The 15,165-nt window shown below is 52.0% G+C and carries 13 protein-coding genes; 9 read left to right on the forward strand and 4 right to left on the reverse strand.

All coding sequences use genetic code 11. The features are described 5' to 3' along the window. Positions 1-16: 16 nt before the first annotated feature. Positions 17-1,255, reverse strand: a complete 1,239-nt coding sequence (locus MKZ24_RS20250; RefSeq protein WP_340785823.1) for an aminopeptidase — start codon at positions 1,253-1,255, stop codon at positions 17-19. Positions 1,256-1,421: 166 nt separating this feature from the next. On the opposite strand from MKZ24_RS20250, the gene MKZ24_RS20255 reads away from it, so the two are divergent. Next, complete coding sequence (locus MKZ24_RS20255) at positions 1,422-1,703, forward strand: hypothetical protein (protein ID WP_039298880.1); 282 nt, start codon at positions 1,422-1,424, stop codon at positions 1,701-1,703. Between the two features lie 133 nt (positions 1,704-1,836). On the opposite strand, the gene MKZ24_RS20260 is transcribed toward MKZ24_RS20255, so the two are convergent. Continuing rightward, positions 1,837-3,183: a TrkH family potassium uptake protein gene (locus MKZ24_RS20260; RefSeq protein WP_340785826.1), complete on the reverse strand. Its 1,347-nt coding sequence runs from the start codon at positions 3,181-3,183 to the stop codon at positions 1,837-1,839. Positions 3,184-3,333: 150 nt separating this feature from the next. Here MKZ24_RS20260 and MKZ24_RS20265 point away from each other — a divergent pair, with 150 nt between their 5' ends. From MKZ24_RS20265 to MKZ24_RS20275, 3 genes are read left to right on the forward strand one after another with little or no spacing between them, the layout of a single operon-like run. Beyond that, on the forward strand, positions 3,334-3,693 hold the full coding sequence (locus tag MKZ24_RS20265) for a VOC family protein (protein WP_340785828.1): 360 nt from the start codon (positions 3,334-3,336) through the stop codon (positions 3,691-3,693). A 58-nt stretch (positions 3,694-3,751) separates the two neighbouring features. Then, a complete protein-coding gene (locus tag MKZ24_RS20270; protein WP_340785830.1) occupies positions 3,752-4,186 on the forward strand; it encodes a GNAT family N-acetyltransferase in 435 nt (144 codons plus the stop codon). Between the two features lie 16 nt (positions 4,187-4,202). Further along, positions 4,203-4,721, forward strand: coding sequence for a GNAT family N-acetyltransferase (locus MKZ24_RS20275; RefSeq protein WP_340785832.1), 519 nt, complete (start codon positions 4,203-4,205; stop codon positions 4,719-4,721). Positions 4,722-4,832: 111 nt separating this feature from the next. Here the strand turns inward: MKZ24_RS20275 and MKZ24_RS20280 are convergent, their stop codons facing one another. Continuing rightward, a complete protein-coding gene (locus MKZ24_RS20280) occupies positions 4,833-6,155 on the reverse strand; it encodes a hemolysin family protein (RefSeq protein WP_340785834.1) in 1,323 nt (440 codons plus the stop codon). A 115-nt stretch (positions 6,156-6,270) separates the two neighbouring features. On the opposite strand from MKZ24_RS20280, the gene MKZ24_RS20285 reads away from it, so the two are divergent. The 5 genes from MKZ24_RS20285 (at position 6,271) to MKZ24_RS20305 (ending at position 14,181) form a co-directional block, all read left to right on the forward strand. Next, positions 6,271-7,035, forward strand: a complete 765-nt coding sequence (locus MKZ24_RS20285; RefSeq protein WP_340785836.1) for a DUF1836 domain-containing protein — start codon at positions 6,271-6,273, stop codon at positions 7,033-7,035. Between the two features lie 82 nt (positions 7,036-7,117). Then, positions 7,118-8,329 (forward strand): MFS transporter, encoded by a 1,212-nt coding sequence (locus tag MKZ24_RS20290; RefSeq protein ID WP_042242629.1) that lies wholly within the window; start codon positions 7,118-7,120, stop codon positions 8,327-8,329. 676 nt (positions 8,330-9,005) lie between these two features. Continuing rightward, a complete protein-coding gene (locus MKZ24_RS20295) occupies positions 9,006-10,655 on the forward strand; it encodes a TerB N-terminal domain-containing protein (RefSeq protein WP_340785838.1) in 1,650 nt (549 codons plus the stop codon). Positions 10,656-10,663: 8 nt separating this feature from the next. Next, the gene (locus MKZ24_RS20300; protein ID WP_340785840.1) at positions 10,664-11,983 is read left to right on the forward strand and encodes an ATP-binding protein; all 1,320 of its coding nucleotides are present in this window, start codon (positions 10,664-10,666) and stop codon (positions 11,981-11,983) included. After that, entirely contained in the window at positions 11,980-14,181 is a 2,202-nt protein-coding gene (locus tag MKZ24_RS20305; protein WP_340785842.1) for a DEAD/DEAH box helicase, read from the forward strand. Before MKZ24_RS20300 ends, MKZ24_RS20305 begins: the two co-directional genes overlap by 4 nt. Before the next feature lie 149 nt (positions 14,182-14,330). Here the strand turns inward: MKZ24_RS20305 and MKZ24_RS20310 are convergent, their stop codons facing one another. Then, entirely contained in the window at positions 14,331-15,161 is an 831-nt protein-coding gene (locus MKZ24_RS20310; RefSeq protein WP_340785845.1) for a class I SAM-dependent methyltransferase, read from the reverse strand. Positions 15,162-15,165 lie beyond the last annotated feature (4 nt).

A 15,165-nucleotide genomic window follows, 5' to 3' on the forward strand; every position in this document is an offset into this window, starting at 1 on the left:
TGGAGTAGAAAAGGCATTAGAATGCCCAGTTGCCCTTCAGGAATACAGGCTCACGCGTACCGTCAGCCGTGATACCATAAATATCCATCTCTGCTGAGCCGATCATGAAATCGACATGGGTTACACTAGTGTTGAGTCCATGGGCGATCAGCTCATCCTGATTCATTTCTTTGCCGCCTTCGAGGCAGAAGGCATATGCGGTGCCGATTGCCAGATGGTTAGACGCATTCTCATCAAACAAGGTGTTGAAATAAAGGATGTTGGAGTCGGAGATCGGCGAGTTGTGCGGCACAAGTGCGACTTCACCCAGGTACTTGGCGCCTTCATCCAGGCTGATCAGATATTCCAGGGCCTCCTGGCCTTGCTCGGCCTTTACGCTGATAATCCGGCCCTGTTCAAAGGTAATCGAGAAGCCGTCAATAATATTTCCGCCGTAGCTGAGCGGCTTCGTGCTTCTGACAGTACCGTTAACGCCGGTTTTCTTCGGAGCCGTGAACACTTCTTCAGTTGGCATGTTGGCGACAAAAGAATGACCTTTAGCATTGATGCTGTCGCCCTGTGCCCATAGATGGCCTTCAGGCAGCTCAATACTAAGGTCGGTTCCAGGTGCTATGTAATGCAGGCTTTTGTATTTCTTTGCATTGAGAACATCCGCTTTCTGCTCCAGTGTATCCAGATGCTCCTGCCAGGCGGCTACAGGGTCTTCGCGGTCCAGGCGTACGGTGTGGAAGATTGCCTCCCAGAGTTTATCTACGCGCTCTTCTTCAGGTACGTCAGGGAATACCTTGTCTGCCCAGGGCTGGGACGGGATGGCTACAATGCTCCAGCTGACTTTGTCGGACATCTGCATTTCGCGGTATTTCGTAAGTGCAGCCCCCCGGGTCTTCTGGAAGTTGGCAATCCGCTCAGGATCAATGCCTTTGAGCGCGTCAGGATTCTCGGCAATAACGTTCAGAAATGCAGCGCCGTTCTCGGCGAATTCGGTTACTTCACCCGCGTACCAGGTTGGAGCCTTGGTGAACACTTCCGGTGCAGCATGCTCGAACTGCTGGCGCGTAATGAACTCGTCACTCCAGTTAACCTTGACCTGGCTTGCGCCGATGGCATATGCTTTGGCGGTAATCAGGTGGACGAACTCGGCTGCAGAAATCGGAGCGTTCACGACCAGGATTTGCCCCGGCTGAACATTTACACCGATCTGCACAGCCAGATCAGCATATTTACTTAGCTTGGATTGAAGCTCTGTTTGAGTCATTGCAATTTCCTCCATTACCATATTTTTAGCTCGGAATAAGCATTGTACTAAATTATTAACCGCCGGATGAAAAAAGTCAATTACAGCGCAAAAGGAAAGGAATTGCTTACATATCAATGTTATACTGAATATTGTGGGCATGATCAGATGAAAGGAAGGAAAGAGTATGAACCTAGAAATCACCAAGGCAGAAATGAAACGCGTAGAGGATAGAAGTTTTGTCGGGAGAACGGTGTTTACACTGGAGAATCACAGCTCCCCTTATGAGATCACTTTCTTCAGTTCACGGGGAACCGAATGGGATTACAGCCTGAGCTTCGCCGGTGAACCGGGAAGTGAGGAGCAGTTCCTGGAGGTGGATGCCCTGCTGGAGAATGATGACGATGTATACAATCAGCTGCTGGACGCGGCACTCGACACTCAGGAGATTCCGGAGGAAGAAGCTTAGAACCTTTTCCGGATAGCCTTGTCATACAATAGCCTTTCTATGTACAGCCTTTCATTAAAAAATGCGACTCCGTTCCGGCAGAATAACTTTGCCGCACAGGGTCGCATTTCACATTTCACAGGTAACGCAGAGTTTAGCCGATGGTAATATTGCCTTCAGGGTACCGGTAGAGTTCCTTACTGTTCTTAGGTTTGAGTGCATAAGCAAGTGTAAGCGGTCCTGTCCGGCCGACAAACATCAGAATGATCACCAGTATCTTACCGATTGACGTAAGCTCCGTAGTCAGTCCCATAGTGATACCTGAAGTTCCGAAAGCGGACACCGCCTCAAACAGCACAGTCAGAAAGTCCGCGCTCTCCGTCACCGACAAAAGCATGGTAGAGATCAGCACCAGCATCAGTGACAGCAAGGTTATTGTAATTGCCCTGTAGACATTCTCTTTCGAGATCCGGTGCCGGAACATGACAATATCATCCTTGCCCCGGAGCTTGGCGTAAGCGGTACTGGCCAGAATCGCAAAGGTGGTGATCTTGATCCCGCCGCCGGTGGAGCCCGGAGCTGCACCGATAAACATCAGCAGAATCATCAGGAATTGTGTGGATTCACGCAGGAGCGGAATCTCAATGGTCGTCACGCCGCCGGAGCGGGGCGTTATGGCCTGAAGGAAGGAGGCCATAATCTTGCCTCCGGCATGCAGCGGTTTCAGCGCAGCGTTCAGCTCCAGCCAGAAGAAGATAGCCGCGCCGATGAGAACGAGTGCAGCAGAAGTGGTAAGCACCACTTTGGAATGGAGTGTCAGACGCTTGCGCTTGGGAAAGTCTATCACGTCGGATAATACGATAAAGCCGATACCTCCGAGGAAAATTAGCAGCATCGAGGTGATATTTACAATCGGGTCCTCTACATAACGGGTTAGTCCGCTGAAGGGGCCATGAACATCACCGAACAGATCAAACCCCGCGTTATTGAAGATTGAAATGCTATGGAATACTCCGTAATACGCTGCTTTGCCAAAAGGCATGTCCATCATAAATCTCGCGGCCAGCAGAACGGCCCCGGTCAGCTGAATCACCAGCGAGTAGATCAGCACCCGGCGGATCAGCTTCACGATACCTTGTATTGAATTCTGGTTCATGGACTCCTGCAGCAGCAAGCGTTCTTTCAGCGAGATCCGTTTGTTCAACACTAGTGTAATCAGGGTTGCCATTGTCACGAATCCAAGCCCGCCGAACTGGAACAAGACAAGCAGTACGACCTGTCCAAAAGTCGTCAACTGGGTTCCGGTGTCGATGACAGCAAGTCCGGTTACGCAGGTAGCTGAGGTTGCCATAAACAGCGCATCAATGAAAGTAATTCTCCCGCTGATAGAGGCTGCCGGAAGAGACAGAAGCAGGGTACCGGCAGCGATCAGCACCATAAACCCGAGTGATAGTATTTTGGGCGGGGTCAGCCTGAGATACCCAAAGGATAAGTTAGCCACGTCTCATTCTCCTGACATCTGGATAGGATCTGACAAGATTATAGCATAACTTATATTCCCGACATCAAAGCGGCAGGAAATTGACATATTTTATCGAAATGATTAAAGGCTCTACCTACTACTGTACTTTTAGAGGAGGCTCTACTTGCTGTGACAAGTCCCATAAGGAATCAGGTTGGCGCTGTCTTCATCCCGGTTAGTGATATCGAAAGGTCCAAAAACTGGTATTGCAGCTTGCTTGGACTGCCGCTTGACGGTGAAATTTTGTTCGGGCATCTGTATGACGTGCCAATGCAGGGTCCGGGAATCGTGCTGGACAGCAGAATTTTTACAGCCGAGGCTGTGCTGAAGGTGCCGTCCTTCCATCTGCTTACCGACGATATTGATGCTGCCTTTGATTATGTCAAAGCCAGTGGAGCAGAGATTCTTACAGATATTGAACATGATCACTGGTTTAATTTCAAAGATCCGGACGGGAATGTGCTGATGATTTGCCGTTTAATCAATTAATTAATTGAATTAACTATATTAATTAATGTTGTTAATTATAATACAGGGAGTATTGTGAATGATACGAGAAGCCACACCGGAGGATGCCTGCGGCTTAGAGAAGCTGTACCGGATTCTGCTGCCGGAGCACACAGATATCCAAGTGTCACCGCAAAGAATTAGTCAAATTGCCAATAATCCGGACAGCCTGCTGATCGTATACGAAGAAGACGGGGAGGTAGCAGGTACGTTACATCTGCACTTGTGCATGGATGCGCTTAGCGGTGACCGCCCGTTCGGGGTCATAGAGCGTGTTGTAACTGCCCCGCAGCTGCGCGGTAAGGGAATAGGTGCCTCCATGATGAAATGCGCCGAGGAAGCTGCTGCAGCCAGGGGTGCACTAAAGGTGATGCTGTCCAGCAAGAGCTGCCGCACGGATGCCCACCGCTTCTACGAGCGTCTGGGGTACGACGGAGAGGGAAGCAAGCTTTTCAAAAAATACATACCGGTCTAAATGCAGGAGGAATGACATGGACATTACACTGAGGGAACTGATTCCTGAAGACGCCGCCGCACTCTTAAGTCTGCAGCACCGGCTGGATCAGGAAACTTCGTACATGCTGCTTGCATCCGGAGAGAGGCAGACCGGAATTCCGCAGGTGGGAGAGATGATTGCAAGCTTCGGGAATGCACATACTTCTATCCTAATCGGAGCCGAAGCAGACGGTGAGCTGGCGGGCTACCTGTCGGTCAGAGGAGGAAGCGTCATCCGCAATAAACACAGTGCCTATATTGTCATTGGCATCCTGAAGCAATATCAGGGTATGGGAATCGGCAGCGCATTATTCCATGAGATAGATTTGTGGGCGAAGCGGAGCGGTATTGTACGTCTGGAGCTTACGGTAATGAAGCATAATAAGCGGGCTATAGCGCTGTATACGAGGTATGGGTTTGAGATTGAAGGCGTGAAGAAAAAGTCACTGCTGGTGGACGGGGAATGGGTAGACGAATATTATATGAGTAAAATATTTGACCCCGCCTCTATATAGTTAATGCTATTAATTATGGGTGTGATTACATTAGTATTCACTAAACTATGCAAGAAAGGCGCTTCCCTAGGGAAGCGCCTTTCTGTATTATTTGCAGCGTATCTAGCCGCTTTAGTCGCTGTGTACTGCGGAATCTTCGGTGACCGGAAGATCAATCTGAATCTCAACCTTACGAATACGATGGCGGTTCATCTCACGCACAGTCAGAGTGACATGCTCATACACATGGCTTTTGCCGACAACCGGCTCTTCCAAATGACTATACAGCCATCCGCCGATGGTAGTGACTTCGTCGTCGTGGAAATCAAGCTTGGTGAGATCCTTGATCTCCAGGAGAGACACGTTGCCGTCGAACAGATAATGGGTCTCGCTCAGCTTCTCCACATTTCTGCGTTCATCCCCGTCGAACTCATCGCGGATCTCACCGACGATCTCCTCAAGGATGTCTTCGATCGTAATTAGGCCGGAGGTTCCTCCGTATTCATCCAGCAGCAGGGCGATATGCACGCGCTCCTTCTGCATACGGGTCAGCAGGGTTTTCACCGGCGTGACTTCCGATACGGTAAGCAGAGGCAGGATCAGGCTTTTGAAATCAAAGTCAGGATTGTTGTCATATTGCAGGTACAGCTGCTTCGTATTGATCATGCCGATGATATTGTCTTTGCTGCCGTCTGCCACAGGGAAACGTGTATACTGCTCCTTGCGGATGATAGCGATATTCTCCTGCAGCGAGTGGTCGGTGAATAGACATACCATATCCGTCCGGGGAACCATAATTTCTTTGGCCAGCATTTCATCAAAGGTGAAGATCCGGTTCACATATCCGTATTCCGCTTTGTTGATTTTGCCGCTCTCATAGCTCTCGGACAAGATCAGGCGGATCTCGTCTTCACTGTGGGCATCGCCATGTTCACTGGCCGGCTTCATTCCGAACATACGGACGAGCAGGTTGGCGGAACCGTTCATGATCCAAATCAAAGGGTACAATACTCTGTAGAACCAAATAATCAGCGGTGCGGTAATCTGACCGATTTTCTCCGGAATGTTTATAGCGGCCGTCTTCGGTGCAAGTTCACCGACAACGACATGCAGGAATGTGGCGATAATGAAGGCCAGTGCAAAAGCAATAGGCTCACTAACGCTGTGGCTCAGGTTCGTCAGGTCAAACAATGGTATCAGCAGCTGCTCAAATGCAGGCTCTGCCAACGCCCCGATCCCGAGTGCAGTAATGGTGATTCCAAGCTGACAAGCAGACAGATATCCATCGAGGTTAGCAGATACCCGCTGTACTGCTAGCGCATTCTTCTTCCCGTCGAGTACCATCTGGCTTACCTGGCTTCCTCTTAATCTCACTACTGCAAACTCCGTTGCTACAAAAAATGCGGTTAAAATAATCAAAATTGCCACGAGCGTCAAACTAAGTCCTATACCCATATAATCTTTACCATCCCTTTCGTCCCTAAAATAGGTTATACTCATATTATGAGTTCACATGAACCTATTGTACGAACTTTTGGGTGAAATATCAAATGGTGGAGGGTTGCCATCTATGGAAGCATTTACACTTAGCCGGATAGAGATGTCCGGACTACTACTGTCTCTAAGCCAAAACTCGGAGCGGAAGCCGCTCCATATTCTGCAGGAAGCCTGGATCAAGTTCCACCGTGAAGAGGTGAGGGAGGGGACGTCATTGCCGGCTTTTCTCTCTACGGATATTCCCCCGATCCTGCAGAAATTGATCAAAGGCAGCGGCATCAAAGGGTTATCCCTTGGTGAAATCGCCTCGCTCGGCAGTCTGATTGAGTATTCCACATTATCTGTTACGGCTATGCAGAACTGGGTAAAGCGTGACTTCAAGGAATATCTCGGGGCGCCGCGTGAAGGGAAGAAGTATTCCATTAATCAGGCTGCGCTTCTATTTATAATTGATGATCTCAAGGCTGCGCTCGATTTCGAGAGTATCCGCCAGCTCTTCCGGATGCTGTTCCTCGCACCTGAGCGTGATGATGATGATCTGGTTGAACCGGCACAGTTGTATCACGGGTATGCAGAGCTGTTCGAAGAGATCAAGACCCGTTCCCCGATGGTGCAGGGACAAGCTCAGCCTGGTAACCCCAAAGAGTATTTGCTGAAATCCGACAGTGCGCTCAAATCGGCGATGGACGGAATGATGAAGCGGCTCAGCCATCTGACCAGATCACAGCGGGATGCCGTACAGAATATGCTCCTGATCGCTGCCATATCGGTTCAGACCTGTTATTTTCAGGCGATGGCCCGGCAATATTTCAATGCGGTGTTATTCCTTGATTTTTGAACCGTCCGATTCTAGAATGTGTAAGTGACACTAGTCTCACTCCGAGACTTAGCGGGAATCAGGGAAGAGGGTGCTTGTTATGATGAACCAAATGTCGATGCTGCAGAATCCGAAGCAAAGAAAACTGCTCTTCAGTGCAGGACTCAGCTGGATGTTCGATGCGATGGATGTGGGGATGATTTCTTTTGTGGTGGCTGCGCTGGCCAAGGAGTGGGCGCTGGGACCGGAGAAGATCGGATATTTAACCAGTATTAACTCGGTGGGTATGGCGGTGGGAGCGGCTGCGGCCGGGATTCTTGCGGACCGGTTCGGCCGCAAATCCGTATTGCTGTGGACGCTGCTGATCTTCTCCATAGCAAGCGGCCTGTCGGCATTCGCCGCAGGGTACGTAATGCTGTGTGTGCTGCGCTTCATTGCCGGCTTCGGGCTGGGCGGTGAGCTGCCGGTTGCTTCCACGCTGGTGTCGGAGAGCATGCCGGTCAAAGAAAGAGGACGGGCCGTCGTGCTGCTGGAGAGCTTCTGGGCGGTGGGCTGGATTCTTTCAGCGCTGATCGCTTATTTCGTGATTCCGGATTACGGCTGGCGGATTGCCTTCGCGATTGGTGCAGTCCCGGCGCTCTATGCGCTCTACCTGCGTAAGGCGATTGATGACTCGCCGAAATTCGCCGAGATCAAGAAGGCTCCGGTATCTCTGCGGAACCGGATTAAGGCAGTCTGGTCAGCGGAATACCGCCGTTCAACGATTATGCTGTGGATTCTGTGGTTTACGGTTGTATTCTCCTACTATGGCATGTTCTTGTGGCTGCCGACAGTTATGGTGCTTAAGGGCTTCAGTCTGGTCAAAAGCTTCGAGTATGTGCTGATCATGACGCTCGCCCAGCTTCCGGGATATTTCACCGCCGCTTATTTCATCGAGAAATTCGGCCGGAAGTTCGTGCTCGTGATCTATCTGCTGCTGACAGCGGTCAGCGCGGCCTGGTTCGGGAATTCCACAACCGAAGGTATGCTAATGGCAGCCGGGATCTGCCTCTCCTTCTTCAACCTGGGGGCATGGGGCGGGATGTATGCATATACACCGGAGCTATATCCGACTACCATCCGTTCAACAGGTGCAGGACTTGCAACCTCTTTCGGACGGATCGGGGGTATTATTGCACCTACACTGGTCGGGGTGATGGTGGGGAATTCGGTCGCGATCAGCACGATCTTCATGCTGTTCTTCGTGACGATTATCATTGGTGCAATGGCCGTGCTGTTCCTGGGGAAGGAAACGAAGGGTACAGAGCTACTCTAAGTTTAACTTGAAAAATCATCAGGAGTTATACTCCAATCAGGCCAGCCGGAGCTTCCGGCTGGCCTTTGTTATGGTTATAGCCAGTTAAGTTCGTGAAACGCGCGATACAAAAAACCACCCGCTATGCGGGTATAGGGAATCCTCCACTATTGCAGCCCATAGGGTGAATATAGTATATTCTTAAGGAAGACACAAACGAACGTTCTCATTGTCCGGCAGTGCGGTGACAGACACTCTAATCTAGGATCTTGAGCAGCCAGTCTCTCAAGGTCTTTTTTGAAATATACGCCAGCATGGATATGTTTACGCCTGCCGAAACGGCGGTTACCATCCCTTAGAACGCAGAGAAGCAGTTTCTGCCTAATGCTTGGGAAATTCAGGGAGTTATAAATCTTTACCTCGCATGCGGACTGAGAAGCGCTTATTTCATCAAAAAACCACGTAAAACTGCCCAAGCGGACTGAGAAGCGCTTATATTGTTCATTCGATCCTTAAATGGGGGGTGGCCGTTCAATTAAGGGATTCTGAGTCCGCTTCATCGTCAAATTTGCTTAATTTGTTCAAATAGCGGTTTTTCAGTCCGGCTTGCCATTTGACGGAGTGCGCTGCATCACCGTCATAAGGCATATGGTATACTGGTAAAAATTATTATGGCACACAAATGGAGCGGGTAAGTATGGCTAAAGACAGGCAGGGCCTGCATTTCACGGAGCTGGTCTGGGAGAGCACGGAGCAGAATATGGAAGTTCCGCCGCGCAGCTCTGCAGAAGCGGTTATACCGAAGCCTCCGGAAGGTCCGGGCAAGAAAAAAACGTCTCAATATAATACAGTACAGCTCCAGTTATGGGATATGGAAGAGACGCAGGAGCCGGTAACCACTACGGAGAGCCAGTTTGTCCAGCGGGCCCGGGAGCTTGCGGATCATAAGGAGCCTGCGGCTTTATTTGTCCCGTTCAAGAGCTATTGGCCGACTTACGGCCATATGACAGGTGCGCAGAGCCGGTGGTATTTCTTCTGGCGGGATGAAGTCCGGCAAGGAAGATACCCGAAGACCGACCTCTCCTATATTTTTCTGCATATATATGAGCTGATTAACGGTGTGGGCTGGGACGAGCCGCAGGATGGCTGCCGTCAGCTCGGCTTGCTCTGGGAAGCCTACCGTGACAAGTATAAACGTCTGGATCAATACCTTGGCGGATGGATTGCGGATTTCTCATTCGTGCATAAGCTGGATATCCCGCTCTCGGAGATTGTCATCCGTACACGCGGGCTTGCAGGGGATCTGGCCGAGCTTGAGCTTGTCCGCTGCCTGTCTGCTGCCCCGGAGCAGCTTAGCATCGAGGTACTGAGTGTGATGTCGGATTATGATATCAGCAAATCGAAATTCTATACTGGTGAAGGAAAAGCTGCTGCAGAAAAGTACATCCCCCAAGTAGTGGCTCTAATTGATACGTATGTCGCGCGGAAGCACGGCTCGAATCTGATCACGATGTTCCCGCCCGGTCCTCCTGTTGTCCGTGAGCGGTATTTGTTCCGCAGCGCAGTATATGATATCTCACTCTATGGCTACTCTGTTCTTGTACCTGTCGTACGAATCAGCAAATCGCCTCCGCTGCGCAGCCTGATTACACGCTTATTCCGGCTGACCGAGAACAAGCTGCGGGCGCTTATGGGTTATCGCGGACGGCTCAAGGATGTCAAAGTTGATGCTGACATGGAGGACTTGGTGACCAAGTTCCTGCAGCGTGAATTCCGCAAGGCGGAGCAGGAGGAGAAGGGTCCGGCAGTTGTGATTGATCAGCGGAAGCTGGAACAGCTGAAGAATGACTCCGAGGTGGTGCGTTCGCTGCTCACGGTGGAGGAAGCGCTGGAGAAGGATGATGGAACGGATTGGGGCATTGAGACATTGGACGAAGCTGAACCGGGAAGTGTCGCAGTTGCGGCTGGTTCCAGGTCAGAGGAGACAGCGGGTGAAGGAGAGCCAGCGGTTAGAGTAAGTGACGAAGAGAAGCTGGACATTATTGTTGAAGAACCTGCTGTGCAAGGACAAGCAGATTCTCCGCTGCCAAATATTGATGGCGAAGCGGACAGCTGGACGTCCTTCGCTTCTGAACTGAGTCTGCTGCAGCGGGAAACGTTGCTTGCGCTGGCGGAGGATGAAGGCCTGGCGAAGGTGAAACGGCTGGCAGCGGGCGGCGGAACCATGGCAGAGCTGCTGTTCGATGAGATTAATGAACTTGCTATGGATAGTCTGGGGGATCTCGTCATCGACGGTGAAGAGCTGACCGAAGAGTGTATATCCATGCTGCACTATATAAAGAGGTGAAATCAGGAATGAACCCACTCAAAATACCAAAGCGGATGACTACCGCGCTCGTCAACTCGCTGACAGCGGGAGTTGTGCCGCGTATCGGTCTTGAATATATTGCCGTCGGCCGCCGGCCGGAGGTTGAAGCCATTCTTCACGATATGGATAATATAGCCGAGGGCGGAGCCGCCTTCAAGCTGATTACGGGCAAATTCGGCAGCGGCAAAAGCTTCCTGCTGCAGATTATCCGCAATTACGCGATGGACCGGGACTTCGTGGTCGCGGATGCGGACTTGTCGCCGGAGCGGCGGCTCGTGGGTACGAAGGGGCAGGGGCTTGCCACCTACCGCGAGCTGATGAGCCATCTGTCGACCCGGACGCGCCCCGATGGCGGGGCACTGGAGATTATGCTGCAGAAGTGGATTATGTCTCTGCAGCAGTCCGTCATGCAGGAGAAGGGATACGGGCCGGATGCGCTGGAGCTTGGTGAAGAAGTGGAGCGGCGGATCTATGCGGTTGCCTCCGAGATGCGCGGGCTTGTGCATGGCTTCGACTTCGCGAAGGTGCTGGCCTCTTACTGGAACGGGCATAAGCTGGCCGATGACGCACTGAAGCAGGATTCGCTGCGCTGGCTCCGCGGCGAGTTCGCAACCCGCACAGAAGCGCGCAAGGCGCTGGGCGTGGGCGTGATTATCGATGACGACAACTGGTATGATTATATGAAGCTATGGGCGGAATTCACCGGGGCCATCGGCTATAAGGGGTTACTGCTGTTTATAGATGAGGGAGTCAACCTCTACAAGATAACCAACAGCATTTCCCGCCAGAGCAATTATGAGAAGCTGCTGACTATGTTCAACGATACGATGCAGGGCAAGGCAGAACGGCTTGGGATCTTCGTTGGCGGCACACCGCAGTTCGTAGAAGACCACCGGCGCGGCTTATTCAGCTATGAGGCACTCCGTTCCAGGCTGGTAGCCGGGCGGTATGCGGGTGCCGGACTGAACAACTTCACCGGTCCGATCATTGCCCTGGACATGCTCTCCCATGAGGAGATTCTGATTCTGCTGCAGAAGCTGCGGGACATTCACGCGCTGCACTACGGGTATGAAGCCAGACTGACGCAGGAGCAGCTGGTGCATTTCATGGAAGAGGCTGTGAACCGGCTGGGTGCAGATGAGCTGCTTACCGCGCGTGAGGTCGTGCGAGACTTCATGGATCTGCTGCATACGCTGAACCAGCATCCGGAAATGTCGTTCGAGAAGCTGGTCGGGGAGCGGACTCCGCGGCCTGCCGAGACCGGGCAGAATGAACTGGACGGATTCCTGGCGGAGTTTGACCTATGAGTGATAACCCGTTCTACCGGCTCGCTCCGTTCATTAAAGAATTCATCTACAAGAACCGCTGGGATACGCTGCGTGAGGCCCAGGTAGATGCGTGCCGGGTGCTGTTTGACACACCGCATCATCTGCTTATCGCTTCCGGGACCGCTTCGGGCAAGACAGAGGCGGCTTTTTTCCCCGCGCTTACGGAGCTGTATGAGCGTCCGTCCGCATCGGTAGGTATTCTGTATATCGCTCCGCTGAAGGCGCTGATCAACGATCAGTTCACACGGTTAAATGATCTGCTGCGCGAAGGGAATATTCCGGTCTGGCACTGGCATGGCGATGTGCCGCAGGCGGATAAGACGAAGCTGATGCAGAACCCTTCCGGGGTGCTGCAGATTACACCGGAATCGCTGGAGGGTCTGCTGATGAACCGTCCGAATGCCATCCCGGCGCTATTCCATGATCTGCGCTTCATCGTAATCGATGAAGTGCATGCCTTCATGGGGGCAGACCGCGGCATTCAGGTATTGAGCCAGCTGGCCCGGATCTCGCGGATGGCTGGCTGTCATCCGCGGCGGGTGGGTCTGTCCGCAACGCTGAGCGACTACGCCTCCGTCACGGAGTGGCTGGCGGCGGGCACGCGGGAGAGCGTGGAGGTCAGTGCACCGCAGGGCGGGCGCAGGCTGCGCCTGAGCGTCGAGCACTTTTCTTTCCCGGATGCGCGGAATGAGGAAGAAGCCGAACACCTGGAGCGGGCGCGACAGGCTTATTACGGCTTCATCTACGACCATACACATGTGAAGAAGGCCTTGATCTTCACGAACAGCCGCACGGACGCCGAGGAGGCGATTCTGGAGATGCGGCGCATTGCCGCTAAGCGCGGCGAGCGGGATGTCTTCCATGTGCATCATGGAAGCATCTCCGCGATGCTGCGCGAGGAGACGGAGGCCGCGCTCCGCCAGGGTGCGGGGCCGGCTGTGGCTGCAGCGACGCTGACGCTGGAGCTGGGGATTGACCTGGGCGAGCTGGAGCGGGTGCTGCAGCTCGGCGCGCCTTACAGCTGCGCGAGCTTCGTGCAGCGGCTGGGCCGCTCGGGCAGGCGCGGGGACGCCGCCTCCGAGATGATCTTCGTCACGCCCGAGGAGGAGGACGAGGAAGCGCAGCTGCCTGCGCGGATGCCGTGGACGCTGCTGCGGGCCATTGCCGTTATCGAGCTGTACGTGCGCGAGAAATGGGTCGAGCCGCTGGTCGTGCGCCAGCTGCCGGTCGGGCTGCTCTATCATCAGACGATGAGCATCCTGAAGAGCATGGGGGAGGCGGAGCCGGAGGATCTGAAAGAGGCGGTGCTGAGCCTCCCGTCCTTCCGCAGTATTGATCCCGCTGATTATGACGCCTTCATGGAATACATGCAGGGCATGGGCCACATTGAGAAGATGGATGAGGGGAGTCTGCTGATCGGCATGGCGGGGGAGAAGATCGTCAACAACTTCCGTTTCTATGCGGTATTCAAAGACGATGAAGAGCATGTCGTCTATAATGGCACCGAGGAAATCGGTTCAATTACTACAGTGCCACCTCCGGGCTACTGCTTCACCCTGGCCGGCAAGCTGTGGAAGGTGGAAGAGGTAGATAACCGCCACAAGGCGGTCTATGTCAAAGGATCGCGGGGCAAGGTAGACACCTTATGGCTTGGAGCCGGAGGAGATGTCCACACCCGGATTATGACGAAGATCCGCGAAGTGCTGGGATCGACAGCCTTGTATCCGTATCTTGCGCCAAGCGCGGCCGCCAGATTGGAGCGGGCCCGAAGGCTGGCCAAAGAGAGCGGATTGCTGACGCGTTCTGTCCTGCCTGCCGGAGGCGACTCCATGTTCATCCTCCCATGGGCGGGCAGCCGGCAGTTCCGTACGCTGGAGCGCCTGCTGAAGAACAATCTGAAGGGACCGCTTGGTCTGCGGTCCGTCGTACCGATGGAACCTTATTATATGGTTGTCGCCGGCAAGGCGGATGCAGAGACGCTGGAGGAAGAGATTATTGCCGAAACCGCCGCAGCTACGGATGCTATTTCCCTGCTCGGACCGGATGAGGCACCTTACCTCGGCAAATACGATGAATTCATCCCGCATGATTTGCTGCGCAAAGCTTTTTCGCTCGACGGGCTGGATGTTCCGGGATTGCTTAGCGTGATTAAACAGTGGAAGCAGCCGCCAGCATAATTGATATAGTAATAATCAAATAGCGGAGGTAAACTGGTTTTCTTGTAGCCCAAAGCAAAGGGGGGGCTGATTGGTAACTCATTTATACAACAAGAAGCAGCCGATCCTAACGTGATCGGCTGCTTCTGTTGAACAATTAGTGGCGAAATTTATAACTTTTGCACCACATAGATGAGATTCATTCCACAATCAAGAGTGCCCGGTAATTTGGTAAACGCAAGTTCTTGTTCGACAATTAGCTTCCAAAAATCTTTGTCGTTGCGAGCCTTTTCTAAAGCAGAATCTCCTGCTTGCGTAAATAAACCAGCGGAGCTTCTCTCTTGAATTCTTACAGGAAACTGAGCAAATAAAGCATCCATTTCGGTGCTCCTCATCATATGGATGTAATGCTTGCTTTCAACGGGATAATGTTCTTCGTCTTGAATACCTGTATCAAAAATCCATCTTGTAGCTTCAAGCCCGAATTTTTCATACCTGATACCTTCAAGATAATAAAGCGAAGCTCCAATGAAACTCATGGACCCAACGATCAGTACACCATCCGGTTTTAATACTCTTAGAATTTCTTGTATTCCATCTTTCTCTTTGTCCAAAAGATAATTGATTACACCACCTATACAGACAACGCAATCGAAAGAAGAATCTTCAAAAACACTCATATCCAGAACATCTAGTACATGGTATGCCTTTATTCTGTCAATCAGTGATAGCTCGAGCATTTTGGACTTATTGAACTCCATTTGATGACTAGATATATCTGTAACAGTCAATTCAGCACACATTTGAACAATATCCTTTGTATATCTTCCTGAACCCGCACCAATTTCTAAAACCTTATTGGTTAGTTTAATGTGACGCTTCAAAATATCAAGATGCACCTGATATAAAAGTTCGCCATGCCCATCTTTTTCAAGTCGTGTCCATTCACGGTCACCATAGTTATCATATCGGCTTCTTGGAATTTCGGGGTTGTAACTCATAAAA

This window comes from Paenibacillus sp. FSL R7-0297 (assembly GCF_038009025.1).
GTDB lineage: Bacteria > Bacillota > Bacilli > Paenibacillales > Paenibacillaceae > Paenibacillus_AQ.